Source organism: Bradyrhizobium sp. GW821-FHT13H05 (genome assembly GCF_058804065.1).
Genome location: NZ_JBXAPO010000018.1, coordinates 127,444 through 144,325 on the forward strand (window position 1 = coordinate 127,444; position 16,882 = coordinate 144,325).

The window sequence follows — 16,882 nt, forward strand, 5'->3', positions numbered from 1 at the left end:
GGCTTTCCGGCAGGGCATGTCGACTGGAAGACCATGAAGCTGCGCGACCTCCTAGGCCAGAACGTTTTGGGCAATGATGCCGCGATCGAGCCCGCTGTCGCGGCGCTCGACGTCACAGGCGTTGCGCTCGACAGCCGCGCGGTCAAGCCGGGCGACCTCTTCTTCGCGCTCGCGGGCAGCAAGACTGACGGCGCCCGTTTCATCGATGCCGCGGTTGCCGCAGGCGCGGTGGCGGTCGTCGGCGACCATGCGCCTGATGGCTGCAAGGTGCCGTTCGTCGCGGTCGCGAATCCGCGCCGCGCGGTGGCGCTGGCCGCGGCAAAATTCTTCCCTGCGCAGCCCGCCACGATTGCCGCGGTGACCGGCACCAGCGGCAAGACCTCGGTCGCGGCGTTCACGCGGCAGATCTGGGAGCGGCTTGGGCATGCCTCGGCCAGCATCGGCACGATCGGCCTCGTCTCGCCCAAGCGCACGGTATATGGCTCGCTGACGACGCCGGATCCGATCGCGCTGCACCGGCAGATCGACGAGATCGCGCGCGAGGGCGTCACGCATCTTGCGTTCGAGGCCTCCTCGCACGGGCTCGACCAATATCGCCTCGACGGCGTACGCGTCTCCGCGGGCGGCTTCACCAATCTCTCGCGTGACCATATGGATTATCATCCGACCGTCGCGCATTACCTTGCGGCAAAACTCCGGCTGTTCCGCGAGCTGGTTGCGCCTGACGGAGCGGCAGTGATCTCGGCGGATCATGATTGCTCGCCCGAAGTGATCGACGCGGCCAAGTCGCGCGGTTTGCGCGTGATGGCGGTCGGTCGCAACGGCGACGGGGCAGGCGAGGGCATCCGTCTCACCGAGGCCGTGATCGAGGGGTTCTCGCAAAAGCTCAGCCTCGAACATCGCGGCAAGGGCTACTCGATCCGGCTGCCGCTGGTCGGCGAATTCCAGATTGAGAACGCGCTGGTGTCCGCCGGTCTTGCGATCGGCACTGGCAGTGATGCCGCCAACGTGTTCGCGAGCCTCGAACATCTCGAAGGCGCCAAGGGGCGGCTCGAGCGCGTCGGCGAGCGCAACGGCGCGCCGATCTTTGTCGACTACGCGCACAAGCCCGACGCGTTGGCGAAGGCGCTCCAGGCGCTGCGTCCTTATGCGAAGCGCAGGCTGGTCGTCGTGTTCGGCGCCGGTGGTGATCGCGATGCCGGCAAACGTCCGATCATGGGCGAGATCGCAGCCGAGAATGCCGACGGCATCATCATCACCGACGACAACCCACGCAGCGAGAAGCCGGAGGCGATCCGTGCCGCAATCCTCGCCACAGCAAAGGGCGCCCGCGAAATCGGCGACCGTGCCGCGGCGATCCGCGCTGCGATCGAGGAACTTGAAGAGGGCGATGCGTTGCTCGTCGCCGGCAAGGGCCATGAGACCGGGCAGATCGTCGGCCGCGAAGTGCTGCCCTTCAGTGATCACGAGGCGGTCGCCGCCGCATTAGCGTCGAGGGTTGCATGAGCGGGCCGATATGGACGGTTGCCGAAGTGGCGCGCGCACTTGGTGCCGCCGGATCGTTTCCGGACACGCCGATCGACTTCGTGACGCAGGACAGCCGGCTGGTGAAGCCGGGCAGCCTGTTCGTTGCGCTGAGCGGCACGCCGAGCGGCGGCTTCATCTCGGCCTTCGCCAGCGCGCGCGACGGCTGGGAGTTCGCGGACAAGGCGGAAGCCTCTGGCGCAGTGGCGATGATCGTCCCGCATGAGATCGCAGGCATCCGCATTCCCCAGATCGTCGTGAAGGACACGCTGATCGACGGCCTCTGGGGCCTCGCGCGTGCCGCGCGCGCGCGCTTCAAAGGCCCGGTGATCGGGCTCACCGGCAGCGCCGGCAAGACCAGCACCAAGGAATTCCTCGCCGCCTATCCCAACGCCTATGCGAGCCCATCGAGCTTCAACAATTTCTGGGGCGTGCCGCTGACGCTGTGCAATGCGCGGCCCGATGCCAGTCTCTGGGTCGTCGAGATGGGCATGAACCAGACCGGCGAAATCGCGCGGCTCAGCGAATTGACGCGGCCGACGGTTGCGCTCGTCGTCAACGTCCAGCCGGTGCATCTGGAAAAGCTCGGCTCGCTCGAAGCCATCCGCCGCGAGAAGGTGTCGATCGCACTCGGCCTGCCCGAGGATGGCGTGCTGGTGCTGCCCGCCGGGCTCAAGGCGTCCGAGTGGAAGGGCAAGGTGGTGCGCTTCGGCGAGAAGGCCGAGGTGCACGAGGTCAAGCACGCGCCGCATGGCGATGGCTGGCAGGTCCTGGCCGCGATCGGCAAGAAGGAGATCGCCTTCAGCCTGACGCCGGGCGCGCCGCATCGCGTCCAGAACGCGCTCGCCGCGCTCGCCTCGATCCGCGCCGCGAACCTCGATGCATCGACACTGGCGATCAAGCTCGACCGCGTCGGCATCATGACCGGCCGCGGTGTCGAGCAGGCGATCGGCGGCGTCACCGTGATCGACGACAGCTTCAACGGTAATCCGGCCAGCGTGGCTGCTGCGCTGCAAAGCCTGCAGGCGCGCCCTGTGAGCGGTGGTCGCCGCATTGCGGTGCTCGGCGACATGCTGGAACTGGGCGATGCCGCGCCCGGCTATCACACCGGCCTTGCCAAGCATCTCGAAGGCATCGACGGCGTCTATTGCGTCGGCCCCCTGATGCATCATCTCTATGACGTCCTGCCATCAGGCAAGGGCCTCGGCTGGCACGACGATCCCGCCACGCTGAAGCCGGGCGAGGTCGCAAATCTGCTGAAGGCAGGCGATGTGGTGGTTGTCAAGGGCAGCAAGAAGATGTTCTGGGTCAACAAGTTTGTGCCGGGCCTAGTGGCCGCCTTGCAGGCAAAGGCGTAAACTGCTTGGAAGGCGCTGTTCCCCGAATCCCACCTTTTGCGGCGCGAAGCGTTTTCCCAGAGGTCGCCCGACCCCATGATGAAGACCAGTGAATGCGCATGACGCGCGTCGAGGCCGAGGGCCTACAACAAGGGCCAAGAACCAGGGCCGAGAAGACCGCGTGCGAAAGGCGCCATAGGACCGTCTGAATGTTTTACTGGCTAATCGAGCTCTCCAACACATTTCCGAGCCTGGGTGCGTTCCGCACCCTCCTGAACGTCTTCCGTTACATCACCTTCCGCACCGGCGGCGCGGTGGTCACCGGCGCGCTGTTCGTGTTCCTGTTCGGGCCCTGGATCATCGATCATTTGCGCATCCGCCAGGGCAAGGGCCAGCCGATCCGCACCGACGGTCCGCAATCGCATCTCGCCAAGAAGGGCACGCCCACCATGGGCGGGCTGATGATCCTGTCCGGCCTCACGGTCGGCACCGTGCTGTGGGCCAATCCGCTCAATCCTTATGTCTGGATCGTGCTCGCCGTGACGCTCGGCTTCGGCTTCGTCGGCTTCTATGACGATTACCTGAAGGTGACCAAGCAGACCACGAGCGGGTTCGGCGGCAAGCTTCGCCTGCTGATCGAGGCGGCGATCGCGCTGGTCGCCTGCTACGCGCTGGTGCGGCTGAACCGCGATCCCGCGTCGACCGCGCTGACGATCCCGTTCCTGAAGGACACGGTGCTGCATTTCGGCTGGTTCTTCGTCGTGTTCGGCGCCTTCGTCATCGTCGGCGCCGGCAATGCGGTGAACCTCACCGACGGTCTCGACGGCCTCGCCATCGTTCCCGTGATGATCGCGACCGCGAGCTTTGCGATGATCGCCTATCTCGCCGGCAATGCGGTGTTCGCGGATTACCTCCAGATCAAATATGTCGCCGGTACCGGCGAGCTCGCGGTGCTCTGCGGCGCGCTATTGGGCGCCGGCCTCGGCTTCCTCTGGTTCAACGCGCCGCCGGCCTCGATCTTCATGGGCGACACCGGCTCGCTCGCGCTCGGCGGCATGCTGGGCGCGATCGCGGTCGCGGTGAAGCACGAGATCGTGCTCGCAGTGATCGGCGGCTTGTTCGTGCTCGAAGCAGTCTCCGTCATCGTGCAGGTGGTGTCGTTCAAGCTCACCGGCAAGCGCATCTTCCGGATGGCGCCGATCCATCACCATTTCGAGCAGCTCGGCTGGACCGAGCCGCAGATCGTGATCCGGTTCTGGATCATCTCGGTGATGCTGGCGCTGGCCGGCCTGTCGACGCTGAAGCTGCGCTGATGATTCCCGTCACCTCCTTCGCCGGCAAGACGGTCGCGGTGTTCGGCCTCGGCGGCTCGGGGCTCGCCTCCTGCCACGCCTTGAAGGCCGGCGGCGCCGAGGTGATCGCTGCCGACGACAATGCCGAGAACGTCGCCAAGGCGGCGCAAGCCGGCTTCATCACCGCGGATCTGCGCAACGTCTCCTGGGTGAGTTTCGCAGCCCTCGTGCTCGCGCCCGGCGTGCCGCTCACTCATCCGGTGCCGCACTGGAGTGTCTTGAAGGCGCGCGAGGCGGGTGTCGAAGTGATCGGCGATATCGAGCTGTTCTGCCGCGAGCGGCGGCGGCATGCACCTGATGCGCCGTTCGTCGCCATCACCGGCACCAACGGCAAGTCGACCACGACGGCGCTGATCGCGCATCTGACGAAAGTCGCCGGCTACGACACCCAGATGGGCGGCAATATCGGCACCGCGATCCTGTCGCTGGAGCAGCCAGGCACGGGCCGCGTCCACGTCATCGAGATGTCGTCCTACCAGATCGACCTCACGCCCTCGCTCGATCCCTCCGTCGGCATTTTGCTCAATGTCAGCGAGGATCACATCGATCGCCACGGCACCATCGAACATTATGCCGCGGTGAAGGAGCGCCTCGTTGCGGGCGTGCAAGTGGGCGGCACCTCGATCGTCGGCGTCGATGACGGTTTTTGCCGTGACATTGCCGACCGGCTCGACCGCGCCGGCAAGAACGTGGTGCGCATTTCCGTGAAGAATTCGCTGGCCAGCGGCATCCATGTCGAGCACGGCACCATCGTGCGCACCGCGGGCGGCGCGAGGAGCGAGGTCGCAAAGCTTGGCGGCATCGGTTCGCTGCGCGGCCAGCACAATGCGCAGAACGCGGCCTGCGCTGCCGCTGCGGCGCTCGCAATGGGCATCAACCTCGATGTGCTCCAGAACGGCCTGCGCAGCTTTCCTGGCCTTGCGCACCGCATGGAGCAGGTCGGTCGCCGCGACAACGTGCTGTTCGTCAACGATTCCAAGGGTACCAACGCGGATGCCACCGCGCATGCGCTGTCGTCCTTTGCCGATATCTTCTGGATCGCCGGCGGCAAGCCGAAGGCGGGCGGCATCACTGGCCTGACCGGCTACTTCCCGCGCATCCGCAAGGCCTATCTGATCGGCGAAGCGGCGCAGGAGTTTTCGGGTACGCTGGGCACGCAAGTCGCGCACGAGATCAGCCAGACCCTCGATGTCGCCGTCGAGCACGCGGCGCGTGATGCGGAAGCATCCGGCCTCACCGATGCGGTCGTGCTGTTGTCGCCGGCCTGCGCCTCCTTCGACCAGTACCGCAACTTCGAAATCCGCGGCGCAAAATTCCGCGAGCTGGTGCAGGCGCTGCCGGGTGTGAAGCCGGTGGTGTGAGGATGTCGCGGCGACGCTGGATCGGTTTGGTCGCCGCCGTCATTGCTGTTTCGGTCGCTGCGGGTTTCTTCTGTGTTGTCTTCATTGATAACGTCATGAACGGATTCGGCGCATGCCGCGTCGTTCGCCAGCGTGCGTTCGCCTCCCCAAGCGGTAGTCAATTGGTCGTCGTGGTCTGGAAGTCGTGCGGAGCGACGGTACCGGACAGCACGCAAGCCAGCATCGTGGCGCGCGGCCGGACCTTCTCGCCAGAGAGTACGCCGACCTTCGTCAGCGTGCGCGGGCATCTTGATCCTGTCGTCGCCTGGAGCAGTGAGCGGGCGGTCCGGATCGGTTTCATTCCCGGGCCTGACCAGATCTACAAGCACGATCAGCGCGCGGGTGATGTTGCAATCAGCTACGAATAGGGCCCTCGTGTCCCGGACGCGGTGCGGCACGCAGTGACGCTCCGCAGAGCCGGGACCCAGAATGCCGCTGGGCCCCGGCTCAGCAGCGCACCACGTCGCGAAGAGGCGGCGCGCTGCGCTGCGTCCGGGGCACGAGACTCTTCAAAACTTGAACGTTTCCTTAACCCCCCGGTAACCAACCTCGGCGACCAATGGACTATCTCTGTCCGAAAGCGGCCGCCCATGCTCTCCCGTGAAGAACGCACCCCCTTTTCCGAGTGGTGGTGGACCGTCGACAAGCCGCTGTTCGGCGCGATCCTGGTGTTGATGCTGACCGGCGTGATCCTGTCGCTGGCGGCAAGCCCGCCGGTTGCGACCCGCATCGGGCTCGATCCGTTCCACTTCTTCAGCCGCCACGTGATGTTCCTGGCGCCGTCGTTCATGGTGCTGCTCGGCGTGTCCTTCCTGTCGCCCCGCGCGATCCGTCGCTCGGCCCTGATCATCTTCGCGGCCAGCATCATCCTGATCGTGCTGACGCTCGCGATCGGCCCTGAAGTGAAGGGCTCGCGGCGCTGGATCACGCTGCTCGGCCTCAACATCCAGGCCTCCGAAATCGCAAAACCTTCGTTCGTCGTGATCGCCGCCTGGCTGTTTGCGGAATCGACCAGGCGGCCTGAGATGCCGGCGACCACGATGGCGCTGGTGCTGCTGTTGATGCTGGTGTCGCTGCTGGTGATGGAGCCGGACTTCGGCCAGACCATGCTGATCCTGATGGTGTGGGGCTCGCTGTTCTTCATCGCGGGCATGCGCATGATCTGGGTGTTTGGCCTTGCGGGCGCCGCCGCCGCCGGCCTGTTCAGCGCCTATCTCTTTGTTCCTCACGTGGCTGGACGCATCAAGCGCTTCATGAACCCGGCCTCGGGCGACACCTTCCAGGTCGATACCGCCATGGAAGCCTTCTACAACGGCGGCTGGTTCGGGCTTGGGCCGGGCGAGGGCATTGCCAAGCGCAGCCTGCCGGACAGCCACACCGACTTCGTGTTCGCGGTCGCCGCCGAAGAGTTCGGCATCATATTGTGCCTTGCGATGCTGGCGCTGTTCGCCTTCGTCGTCATCCGCACGCTGTCGCGCGCCTACGCCAACGAGGACATGTTCTCGCGCTTTGCGGCTTCCGGCCTTGCGATCCTGTTCGGCGTGCAGGCGGCGATCAACATGTCGGTCAACCTCCAGCTCATCCCCGCCAAGGGCATGACGCTGCCGTTCATCTCTTACGGTGGCTCCTCGATCGTGTCGCTGGCCTATGGCGTCGGCATGATGCTGGCGCTGACGCGGCTGCGCCCGCGCACCGAGGTCGAAGCCAGCGGCCACGCCGAGGCGATGCGGAGTTACGCGTAGTCGTCAATGTGGACGCGTAGCCCGGATGGAGCGAAGCGCAATCCGGGAAAGTCTCACCGCGGATAGACCGCCCCGGATTACGCTTACGCTCCATCCGGGCTACGAACGCTTCGCTGCGCTCGCAATGACGGCGGAGGCCTTGTAAAAGGGCGTCCATGGACACTTCCCCCTTGATTCTTCTCGCTGCGGGCGGCACCGGCGGTCATCTGTTTCCGGCCGAGGCGCTCGGCGTCGAATTGATCCGGCGCGGTTTTCGCGTCCGTCTCGTCACGGACGAGCGCGCGCTGCGCTACAGCGGGCTGTTCAGCAAGGACATGATCGACGTCGTCGCGAGCGAAACCGCGCGCGGCCGCAATCCGTTGCAGCTTGCCTATGCCGGCCTCACGCTCGCCACCGGCACGCTGTCCGCCTACGGCCTGATCAAGCGGCTGAAGCCGGTCGCCGTCGTCGGCTTCGGCGGCTACCCGACGCTGCCGCCGCTGGTCGCGGCAAAATTCGCCGGCGTACCCGGCATCATCCACGACGCCAACGCTGTGCTCGGTCGCGCCAACCGGTTCCTGTCGAGCCGCGTCCGCGCCATCGCGACGTCGTTGCCCGGCGTGCTCGACCGCGACCCGGCGCTATCAGGCAAGACCACGACGGTCGGCACGCCGATGCGTCCGGCGGTGCTTGCTGCGGCGGCCGTGCCATACGCTGCGCCTGAAGTGAACGGTCCGCTGCGGTTGCTCGTCGTCGGCGGCAGCCAGGGCGCGCGCATCATGGCCGACATCGTGCCTGATACGATCGAGCGGCTCGAGCCTGCGCTGTGGAGCCGGCTCGTCCTGACCCAGCAGGTGCGCGACGAGGACATGGCGCGCGTCCGCGCGGTCTACGACAAGCTCAAGATCAAGGCCGAGCTCGCGCCGTTCTTCACCGACCTGCCGGCGCGGCTTGCTTCCTGCCACCTGATCGTGTCGCGCTCCGGCGCCGGCACCGTCGCCGAGCTTGCTGCGATCGGACGACCCTCGATCCTGGTGCCGCTGCCGGGCGCGATCGACCAGGATCAGTTTGCCAATGCCGGCGTGCTGGCCAAGGTCGACGGCGCGATCCGCATTCCGCAGACCGAGTTCACTCCGGACCGGCTGGCGTCCGAGATCTCCGCCTTCGCTGCCGAGCCTGCGCGCCTCGCCGCCATGGCTGCGGCCGCGAAGGGGGCAGGGCGGCTCGATGCCGCCGAGCGGCTGGCGGATCTGGTGGTCAAGGTCGCGGGACTCTGACGCGAAAAAGCCCTTGTCTTCGCCTTCTAAAGCGAGGCATCCAGTAGGAAAGGGCGCGCGGCTGATTTGGCCGTGACCTTCGCCAGATGCCGCCTTTCCGGCGGCAAGGTCAGGGAACAGAGCATGAGACTGCCGCGCGAGATCGGACCCATCCACTTCGTCGGGATTGGCGGGATCGGCATGAGCGGGATCGCCGAGGTGCTGGTCAATCTCGGCTATGCCGTGCAGGGTTCGGACGCCTCCGACAATTACAATCTCGACCGTCTGCGCAAGAAGGGCGCGAAAGTCTCGGTCGGCCACAAGGCCGAGAATGTCGACGGTGCCGAGGTGGTCGTCGTCTCCACCGCGATCAAGCGCGACAATCCCGAGCTGATGGCGGCGCGCGAACGGCGCATTCCCGTGGTGCGCCGCGCCGAGATGCTGGCCGAGCTGATGCGGCTCAAGAGCTGCGTCGCCATCGCCGGCACCCACGGCAAGACCACGACGACCACGATGGTCGCGACGCTGCTCGATGCCGGTGGGCTCGATCCCACCGTCATCAACGGCGGCATCATCAACGCCTACGGCTCCAACGCGCGGCTGGGCGCCGGCGACTGGATGGTAGTGGAAGCCGACGAGAGCGACGGCACATTCCTGAAGCTGCCGACCGATGTCGCCATCGTCACCAATGTCGACCCCGAGCATCTCGACCACTTCAAGACGTTCGAGGCCGTGCAGGACGCGTTCCGAAGCTTCGTCGAGAATTTGCCGTTCTACGGCTTTGCCGTGATGTGCATCGATCATCCCGTCGTGCAGAGCCTCGTCGGCAAGATCGAGGATCGCCGCATCATTACTTACGGCGAGAACCCGCAGGCAGATGTGCGCTTCGTCGATCTCACGCCGATGGGCGGGGGATCGAAGTTCAAGGTCGCGTTCCGCGACCGCAAGACCGGCGCGGTGCACGAGATTCCTGATCTGATGCTGCCGATGCCGGGACGCCACAACGCGTCCAACGCGACGGCGGCGATTGCGGTCGCGCGCGAGCTCGGCGTCTCCGACGAGGCGATCCGCAAGGCGATCGCCGGCTTCGGCGGCGTCAAGCGCCGCTTCACCAAAACAGGTGAGTGGAACGGCGTCACTGTGATCGATGATTACGGCCATCACCCGGTCGAGATCGCAGCGGTGCTGAAAGCGGCGCGGGAATCCACCAACGGCAGGATCGTCGCCGTGGTGCAGCCGCATCGCTACACCCGCCTGCAATCGCTGTTCGAGGAGTTCTGTACCTGCTTCAACGACGCGGATGCAGTTGTTGTCGCCGACGTCTATGCGGCAGGCGAGTCGCCAATCGAAGGCATCGACCGCGATCATTTCGTCGCGGGCTTGCGCGCCCATGGCCACCGCGAAGTGGTCCCGCTGCCGGCGGCGTCGGAGCTCGCAGGCATCGTCAAGGGGCTCGCGAAGTCGGGCGATCTCGTCGTGTGTCTTGGCGCCGGTAACATCACGCAGTGGGCGTATGCCTTACCCGGCGAATTGAAGGCGCTGGGGTAGGGCGGTGGGATTTCCCGACATCACGCCCTCGCTCAAAGCCGCGATGCCGCAACTCCGCGGCCGGCTGCTGGCGAACCAGTCGCTCGCCGAGCTCACCTGGTTTCGTGTCGGTGGTCCGGCGCAGGTGCTGTTCACGCCGGCGGATGAGGACGATCTCGCTTATTTCCTCGCGCATCTTGCTTCCGACATTCCCGTCTATGTCGTCGGCGTCGGCTCCAACCTGATCGTGCGCGACGGCGGCATTGCCGGCGTGGTGATCCGCCTTGCGCCGCGCGCCTTTGGCGAAGCGAGTGCGAGCGGTGACATCGTGACGGCAGGCGCGGCTGCGCTCGACAAGCGCGTGGCGGAGGTTGCGGCCTCGGCCAATATCGGCGGGCTCGAATTCTATTTCGGCATTCCCGGCACCATCGGCGGTGCGCTGCGCATGAATGCCGGCGCCAATGGCGGCGAGACCAAGGACGTGCTGATCGAGGCGCGCGGCGTCGGGCGCGACGGCAAGAAGCACGTTTTCTCCAACGCCGACATGAAATTCGTCTATCGCAACAGCGGCGTCGACCCCTCCATCATCTTCACCTCTGCGCGCTTTCGCGGCGAGATCAAGGATGCGGAGGCGATCCGCGCGCGCATGGCGGACGTGCAAAACCACCGCGAGACCGCGCAGCCGATCCGCGAAAAGACCGGCGGCTCGACCTTCAAGAATCCGCCCGGCCATTCCGCCTGGAAGCTGGTCGACGCTGCCGGCTGCCGCGGCTTGCGCGTCGGCGGTGCGCAGGTCTCCGAGATGCACTGCAATTTCCTGATCAACACCGGGGACGCCACCGCGCACGACATCGAGACGCTCGGCGAGACCGTGCGCGAGCGCGTGAAGGCGAATTCCGGAATCGAGCTGCACTGGGAAATCAAGCGGATCGGGATTTCCGCGTAATTGTCGTTCCGGGGCTCGCGAAGCGCGAACCCGGAACCTCGAGATTCCGGGTTCGATGCTCCGCATCGCCCCGGAATGACAAGAAGATAGAGGCGACGAGAGAACATGCGCATCACCATCCTCTTCGGCGGCTCCAATCGCGAACGTCTGGTTTCGGTCGCCTCGGCCCAGGCGCTGTATCAGGCGCTGCCCGAGGCCGATCTCTGGTGGTGGGACGTCGAGGACAAGGTGCATGTGGTGCAGTCCAGGCAGCTGCTCGAGCATGCCCGTCCGTTCGAGGACGAGTTCAAGCCCGGCACGTCGGGCATTCCGCTGGCGCAGGCGCTCGACCAGGCCAAGGCTGAGGACCGCGTGCTGGTGCTCGGCCTGCATGGCGGTCGCGCCGAGAACGGCGAATTGCAGGTGATGTGCGAGGCGCGCGGTGTGCCTTTCACCGGATCGGGCTCGGCCTCCTCGCATCTCGCCTTCGACAAGATCGCAGCCAAGCGGTTTGCTGCGCTCGGCGGCGTCACGCCGCCGGCCAACGTCGCGCTTGATAACATCGACGAGGCCTTCGCCGAATATGGAAGGCTGATCGCAAAGCCGGCGCGGGACGGGTCGAGCTATGGCCTGATCTTCGTCAATGCCAGGCAGGATCTCGTCGCTGTCCGCAACGCGGCGAAGCACGAGGAATATGTCATCGAGCCCTACATCGCCGGCGTTGAGGCGACCTGCGGCGTGCTGGAGCGCACCGATGGCTCGATCATCTCGCTGCCGCCGATCGAGATCATTCCGGGCGAGGGCAGTTTCGACTACGCCGCAAAATATCTTCTGAAATCGACCCAGGAGATCTGCCCCGGACGTTTCGCCCCCGAGATCACCGCCGCGCTGAAGGAGCAGGCGATGCTGGCGCACCGGGCGATGTCCTGCACCGGCTATTCCCGGTCGGACTTCATCGTCTCGGCCAAGGGCCTCGTCTATCTCGAGACCAACACGCTGCCCGGGCTGACCAAGTCCTCACTCTACCCCAAGGCGCTGAAGGCCGAAGGCATCGACTTCGTCGACTTCCTGCGCGGCCTGGTCGAGCTCGCCGTGCCCGGGGTGCGGAAATAGTTAGGACTGGTTAACGGCCAAACGGCCGAAACGGCCCGCTTTGGGGCCCAAATCCGGTAAAATGCCGGACATCGCGGCATAAATGCCTCACTTGGTTGGGCAAAAAGCATTCGGCGTTAACGAACTTTACCTTTTGTTTACCAGGACATCCGAAGGTTAACGCTGGCGGCGCATATGGCGTTTTGGCTGCCGGCGCGTGAGCTGTTTTGGGTGATGTCACCTCCAGCGAACGCTTTGAACGGGAGAGGCTTCATCTGCTGAAGACCAGTACCCGGCCCGGCAAGTCCGAGACGTCATGTTCGCCAGGACCCGCGCGATGTCGCGGGCAAACTGTTGACGAGCTCGTGCAATGGATGGTGCAGGAAGCCTCACCCGGTCGCTTTTCAGATCGCTGAGGCCCCAAGCTGACCTGAAGGCGGCCGCTATCGGAGCGGTCGTGCTTCTGCGCGAGTGGGTCCAGGAGAAGCTCGACGCCAGACGCGACCAGAAGCGCGCTGCCGCCAGGCACAAGGTCAAATCCAAAGCCAAGCCTGTCATCGAGCGGGAGCCGCCGCCGCGCGTGGTCGCGCTGGTCGAGCGCTATCTGCCGCGCCGGGTCGGGATCACCATGACGGTGCTGCTCCTGATCGGAAGCTGCGGCTTCGGTATCGTCAAGGGCGGCCACCTCCAGGATTTCATCACGGCGGTCAGCGATGCCCGCAACGCGATGGCCAATTCCGCCGGCTTCCGCATCACCTCCGTCGCGATCAACGGCCGCAAGCAGCTCAGCCAGGACGAGATCCTTGCCATCGGCGGCGTCAGCGGCCGTTCCTCGTTGCTGTTCCTCGACGCCGACGTTGTCCGTGACAAGCTCAAGGCCAATCCCTGGATCGCGGACGCGACCGTGCTGAAGCTCTATCCGGGCCGGCTGATGATCGACATCACCGAGCGCCAGGCCTTCGCGCTGTGGCAGGAGGCCGGCCGCCTCTCTGTCATCGCCGACGACGGCGCCGTGCTCGAACCCTACGTCTCGCGCCGGTTCCTGTCGCTGCCGCTCGTGGTGGGCAAGGGCGCCGACACCCAGGCCCGCGATTTCCTCGCGCTGCTGGCGCGCTATCCGCAGGTCAATGCGCTGACCAAGGCCGCGATCTATGTCGGCGAGCGACGCTGGAACCTGAGGCTCAAGGACGGCCTCGACATCCGCCTGCCCGAGCAGGATGTCGGCAACGCGCTTGCGATGCTGTCCAGGCTCGACAAGGAGGACAGGCTGTTCTCCCGTGACATCGTCGCCGTCGACATGCGCCTGCCCGATCGCCTGGTGGTGCAGCTGTCCGACGACGCCGCCAAGGCGCGCGACGATCAGTTCAAGGACAAGAAGAAAAAGAAGGCCGGGGACGCCGCATGACCGGTCTTGATCGCACCCAGACGCCGAAGACGCGCCAGATGCCGCACAAGCGCGGCGGCCTCGTCGCCTGCCTCGACATCGGCACCAGCAAGATCGCCTGCATGATCGCGCGGCTGAAGCCGTCGGCGCCGAGCGATGCGCTGCGCGGCCGCACCCACGCGGTGGAATTGATCGGTTACAGCCAGATCCAGTCGCGCGGCATGAAGGCCGGCGCGGTGGTCGATCTCGGCGAATGCGAGCAGGCGGTGCGCCAGGCCGTCGGGCTTGCGGAGAAAATGGCCAAGGTGCGGGTCGAGTCCGTGCTGCTGTCGGTCTCCGGTGGCCGGTTGTCCGGCCAGCTGGTCGAGGCCGCCGCCGACATCCGCGGCGGCGCCGTGACGCAGGCCGATGTCAGCCGCGTCACCTCCACCGGCATGCGTCACGCCACCGGCGAGGGCCGCACCGTGCTGCACGCGCTGCCGGTCGGCTACACGCTCGACGGCGTCAAGGGCATCCGCGATCCCCGCGGCATGGTCGCCCATCAGTTCGGCGTCGACATGAACGTCGTCACCTGTGACGCCACCGTGGCGCGGAACCTGATGCTGGCGGTGGAGCGCTGCCACATCAATGTCGAAGCCATGGCGGCGAGCGCCTATGTGGCCGGCCTCTCGGTGCTCACCGACGACGAGGCCGATCTCGGCGCGGCCGTCGTCGAGATGGGCGCGGGGACCACCACGATCGCGGTCTATTCCGGCGGCCGTTTCGTGCATGCGGCCGGTTTTGCGGTCGGCGGGCAACACATCACGATGGATCTCGCGCGCGGACTCTCCGCGACCATTGCCGATGCCGAGCGAATCAAGACGTTATACGGGACCGTCATCACCGGCGGATCGGACTCGCGTGAGCTGATGTCTGTGCCGACAGCCGGTGACGAGCAGGATCTGCCGCAGATCGTCTCCCGCGCCACCATCGCCAACATCGTCAAGCACCGTGCCGAGGAAGTCTTCGAAATGGTTCGGGACAAGCTGAAGGATTCGCCCTTCGCCTCAGAGCCGAACGGCCGCGTCGTGCTCTCCGGCGGCGCCTCGCAGCTCACCGGCCTCGTCGAACTCGGAACCCAGATTCTCGGCCGGCCTGTGCGGGTCGGTCGTCCGCTCGGCTTCGGCCGGCTGCCCAACGAGGCGAAGAACGCCGCGTTCGCGGTGCCGGCCGGCCTCCTCGTCTACCCGCAATATGTTCACCAGGAACATGTCGAACCGCGGCATACGCGGCAGCAGGTCAGAACAGGGACCGGCGGTTATTTCGGAAAGGTCGGACGATGGCTACGCGAGGGCTTCTGATGACCGACTTCCGCAATTCCCGACTTTCACCAACTCCCGCGGCCGACGGCCGGGGCGAACCCACGCGCACGTGATCGAGAGGCAAACATGACCATCAGCATCAATGTTCCTGATATTCACGAACTGAAGCCCCGGATCACCGTGTTCGGCGTCGGCGGCGCCGGTGGCAACGCCGTCAACAACATGATCACGGCGGGCCTTCAGGGCGTCGACTTCGTGGTCGCCAACACCGACGCGCAGGCGCTGACGATGTCGAAGGCACAGCGCATCGTGCAGATGGGCACGGCCGCCACGCAAGGCCTGGGCGCAGGCTCGCAGCCGGTCGTCGGCGCGGCGGCGGCGGAAGAGGTCATGGATGAGCTTCGCGACCATCTCTCCGGCGCCAACATGGTGTTCGTCACCGCCGGCATGGGCGGCGGCACCGGCACCGGTGCTGCTCCCGTGATCGCCAAGATCGCGCGCGAGATGGGCATCCTCACCGTCGGCGTCGTGACCAAGCCGTTCCACTTCGAGGGCGGCCGCCGCATGCGCACCGCGGAAGCCGGCATCGCCGAGCTGCACAAGGTCGTCGACACGCTGCTGATCATCCCGAACCAGAACCTGTTCCGGGTCGCCAACGAGAAGACCACTTTCGCCGACGCCTTCGCGATGGCCGACCAGGTGCTCTATTCGGGCGTCGCCTGCATCACCGATCTGATGGTCAAGGAAGGCCTGATCAACCTCGACTTCGCCGACGTCCGCGCCGTCATGCGCGAGATGGGCAAGGCGATGATGGGCACGGGCGAAGCCTCCGGCGACAAGCGCGCGCTGACCGCCGCTGAAGCCGCGATCGCCAACCCGCTGATCGACGATTCGTCGATGAAGGGCGCCAAGGGCCTCCTCATCTCCATCACCGGCGGCAAGGACCTCACTCTGTTCGAGGTCGACGAAGCCGCGACCCGCATCCGCGAGGAAGTCGACCAGGACGCCAACATCATCGTCGGCGCCACCTTCGACGAAGCGCTCGACGGCCTGATCCGCGTCTCGGTCGTTGCCACTGGCATCGAGCAGGCCGCGATTGCCCGCAACAGCCAGGCCACCAGCGCGCCGGTTGCGAACGCGGCGCCCCAGGTGCAGCAGGCTCCCGCTGCTCCGGCCGCGGTTGCCGAAAGCCGCCTCGCCGACCTGACCGCGCGCCTGCGCGCCGACAACCAGCGCCTTGCCGAGCGTGCCCAGAAGCTGGAATCGCAGGTCCCGGCCGCCGCGCCCGTCGCGCCGCGTGCCAATGTCGAGCGCGCAGCGCTCGCCGCCATCGCGGCTGCCGTTTCGGACGTCCCGCAGGCGCCCGCGCCGACGCAGACCTACGGCGACGTCACCGTGCGCCCGATCGCGCAGAAGCCCACGCTGTTCCCGGAGCCTGAGCAGGCGCCGATGGCCATGCATGAGCCGATGACGCCGGAAACCTTCATCCCGCCACAGGCCGAGCGTGCGCCGGTTCGTGCGCCGCGGATGCCCCGCATCGAGGAACTGCCGATGCCGGCCCAGGCCGAGCTTCGCCAGGCCCGCGGCGAGGTTGAGGAGGAGACCCCGCAGAAGAGCCGCCTGTCGCTGCTCCAGCGTCTCGCCAATGTCGGCCTCGGCCGCCGCGACGAGGAGACCGAGGCGCCGGTGGCCGCCCGCACCACCGGTCCCGCGATGCCGCCGCTGCCCGATCGTCGCCCGCAGAAGACCGTGGCGCAGCAGATCGCAGCCAGCGAGCCGGTATCGGAGTATGCTCGTCGTCCCGCGCCCCAGGGCCTCGACATGCACGGCCGTTCCGCGCCTGTTGCGCCAGCGCCACAGGGTGACGACCATCTTGATATCCCGGCCTTCCTGCGGCGTCAGGCGACCTGAGGATTGTTACAATAAGGCAGACGCAAAAAGGCCCCGGCAGCAAGCTTGCCGGGGCCTTTCCTTTTGTCCCGTGCATGTCACGAATGCGTGCTCAAGCAACTGATTTTAAATCATTAATTACGTATTCGATGGTTCAGTAAAACTGCCGATAA

General features: G+C 66.0%; 13 protein-coding genes. All 13 read left to right on the forward strand.

The features are described 5' to 3' along the window. The first annotated feature begins 33 nt into the window (after positions 1 to 33). Complete coding sequence (locus AC1RR3_RS34330; protein ID WP_492829028.1) at positions 34 to 1,506, forward strand: UDP-N-acetylmuramoyl-L-alanyl-D-glutamate--2,6-diaminopimelate ligase; 1,473 nt, start codon at positions 34 to 36, stop codon at positions 1,504 to 1,506. Next, positions 1,503 to 2,882 (forward strand): UDP-N-acetylmuramoyl-tripeptide--D-alanyl-D-alanine ligase, encoded by a 1,380-nt coding sequence (locus AC1RR3_RS34335; protein ID WP_492829030.1) that lies wholly within the window; start codon positions 1,503 to 1,505, stop codon positions 2,880 to 2,882. The genes AC1RR3_RS34330 and AC1RR3_RS34335 overlap by 4 nt, the downstream gene beginning before the upstream one ends. 188 nt (positions 2,883 to 3,070) lie before the next feature. Then, a complete protein-coding gene (mraY, locus tag AC1RR3_RS34340; protein ID WP_492829032.1) occupies positions 3,071 to 4,174 on the forward strand; it encodes a phospho-N-acetylmuramoyl-pentapeptide-transferase in 1,104 nt (367 codons plus the stop codon). Next, positions 4,174 to 5,574, forward strand: a complete 1,401-nt coding sequence (gene murD, locus AC1RR3_RS34345) for a UDP-N-acetylmuramoyl-L-alanine--D-glutamate ligase (RefSeq protein WP_492829034.1) — start codon at positions 4,174 to 4,176, stop codon at positions 5,572 to 5,574. The genes mraY and murD overlap by 1 nt, the downstream gene beginning before the upstream one ends. A gap of 2 nt (positions 5,575 to 5,576) precedes the next feature. Next, positions 5,577 to 5,981 carry a hypothetical protein gene (locus AC1RR3_RS34350; protein WP_492829036.1) on the forward strand — a complete coding sequence of 135 codons (405 nt, stop codon included), beginning with the start codon at positions 5,577 to 5,579 and terminating at the stop codon, positions 5,979 to 5,981. A gap of 222 nt (positions 5,982 to 6,203) precedes the next feature. Then, positions 6,204 to 7,355, forward strand: coding sequence for a putative lipid II flippase FtsW (ftsW, locus tag AC1RR3_RS34355; RefSeq protein ID WP_492829038.1), 1,152 nt, complete (start codon positions 6,204 to 6,206; stop codon positions 7,353 to 7,355). Between the two features lie 155 nt (positions 7,356 to 7,510). Then, complete coding sequence (gene murG, locus AC1RR3_RS34360) at positions 7,511 to 8,611, forward strand: undecaprenyldiphospho-muramoylpentapeptide beta-N-acetylglucosaminyltransferase (RefSeq protein ID WP_492829040.1); 1,101 nt, start codon at positions 7,511 to 7,513, stop codon at positions 8,609 to 8,611. A gap of 123 nt (positions 8,612 to 8,734) precedes the next feature. Continuing rightward, positions 8,735 to 10,138, forward strand: a complete 1,404-nt coding sequence (murC, locus tag AC1RR3_RS34365; protein WP_492829042.1) for a UDP-N-acetylmuramate--L-alanine ligase — start codon at positions 8,735 to 8,737, stop codon at positions 10,136 to 10,138. 4 nt (positions 10,139 to 10,142) lie between these two features. Further along, positions 10,143 to 11,063, forward strand: a complete 921-nt coding sequence (murB, locus tag AC1RR3_RS34370; RefSeq protein ID WP_492829044.1) for a UDP-N-acetylmuramate dehydrogenase — start codon at positions 10,143 to 10,145, stop codon at positions 11,061 to 11,063. A 105-nt stretch (positions 11,064 to 11,168) separates the two neighbouring features. Continuing rightward, positions 11,169 to 12,155 (forward strand): D-alanine--D-alanine ligase family protein, encoded by a 987-nt coding sequence (locus AC1RR3_RS34375; RefSeq protein WP_492829046.1) that lies wholly within the window; start codon positions 11,169 to 11,171, stop codon positions 12,153 to 12,155. Between the two features lie 349 nt (positions 12,156 to 12,504). After that, a complete protein-coding gene (locus AC1RR3_RS34380) occupies positions 12,505 to 13,539 on the forward strand; it encodes a cell division protein FtsQ/DivIB (protein WP_492829048.1) in 1,035 nt (344 codons plus the stop codon). Next, the gene (gene ftsA, locus AC1RR3_RS34385; RefSeq protein WP_492829050.1) at positions 13,536 to 14,858 is read left to right on the forward strand and encodes a cell division protein FtsA; all 1,323 of its coding nucleotides are present in this window, start codon (positions 13,536 to 13,538) and stop codon (positions 14,856 to 14,858) included. Before AC1RR3_RS34380 ends, ftsA begins: the two co-directional genes overlap by 4 nt. An 87-nt stretch (positions 14,859 to 14,945) precedes the next feature. Beyond that, entirely contained in the window at positions 14,946 to 16,730 is a 1,785-nt protein-coding gene (gene ftsZ / locus AC1RR3_RS34390) for a cell division protein FtsZ (RefSeq protein WP_492829052.1), read from the forward strand. Positions 16,731 to 16,882 lie beyond the last annotated feature (152 nt).

Coding starts and splice junctions, on each gene's coding strand:
- AC1RR3_RS34380 (WP_492829048.1), top strand. CDS start 12,505: ATGGATGGTGCAGGAAGCCTCACCCGGTCGCTTTTCAGATCGCTGAGG.
- AC1RR3_RS34375 (WP_492829046.1), top strand. CDS start 11,169: ATGCGCATCACCATCCTCTTCGGCGGCTCCAATCGCGAACGTCTGGTT.
- AC1RR3_RS34350 (WP_492829036.1), top strand. CDS start 5,577: ATGTCGCGGCGACGCTGGATCGGTTTGGTCGCCGCCGTCATTGCTGTT.
- murC (WP_492829042.1), top strand. CDS start 8,735: ATGAGACTGCCGCGCGAGATCGGACCCATCCACTTCGTCGGGATTGGC.
- murG (WP_492829040.1), top strand. CDS start 7,511: ATGGACACTTCCCCCTTGATTCTTCTCGCTGCGGGCGGCACCGGCGGT.
- ftsW (WP_492829038.1), top strand. CDS start 6,204: ATGCTCTCCCGTGAAGAACGCACCCCCTTTTCCGAGTGGTGGTGGACC.
- ftsA (WP_492829050.1), top strand. CDS start 13,536: ATGACCGGTCTTGATCGCACCCAGACGCCGAAGACGCGCCAGATGCCG.
- ftsZ (WP_492829052.1), top strand. CDS start 14,946: ATGACCATCAGCATCAATGTTCCTGATATTCACGAACTGAAGCCCCGG.
- AC1RR3_RS34330 (WP_492829028.1), top strand. CDS start 34: ATGAAGCTGCGCGACCTCCTAGGCCAGAACGTTTTGGGCAATGATGCC.
- mraY (WP_492829032.1), top strand. CDS start 3,071: ATGTTTTACTGGCTAATCGAGCTCTCCAACACATTTCCGAGCCTGGGT.
- AC1RR3_RS34335 (WP_492829030.1), top strand. CDS start 1,503: ATGAGCGGGCCGATATGGACGGTTGCCGAAGTGGCGCGCGCACTTGGT.
- murD (WP_492829034.1), top strand. CDS start 4,174: ATGATTCCCGTCACCTCCTTCGCCGGCAAGACGGTCGCGGTGTTCGGC.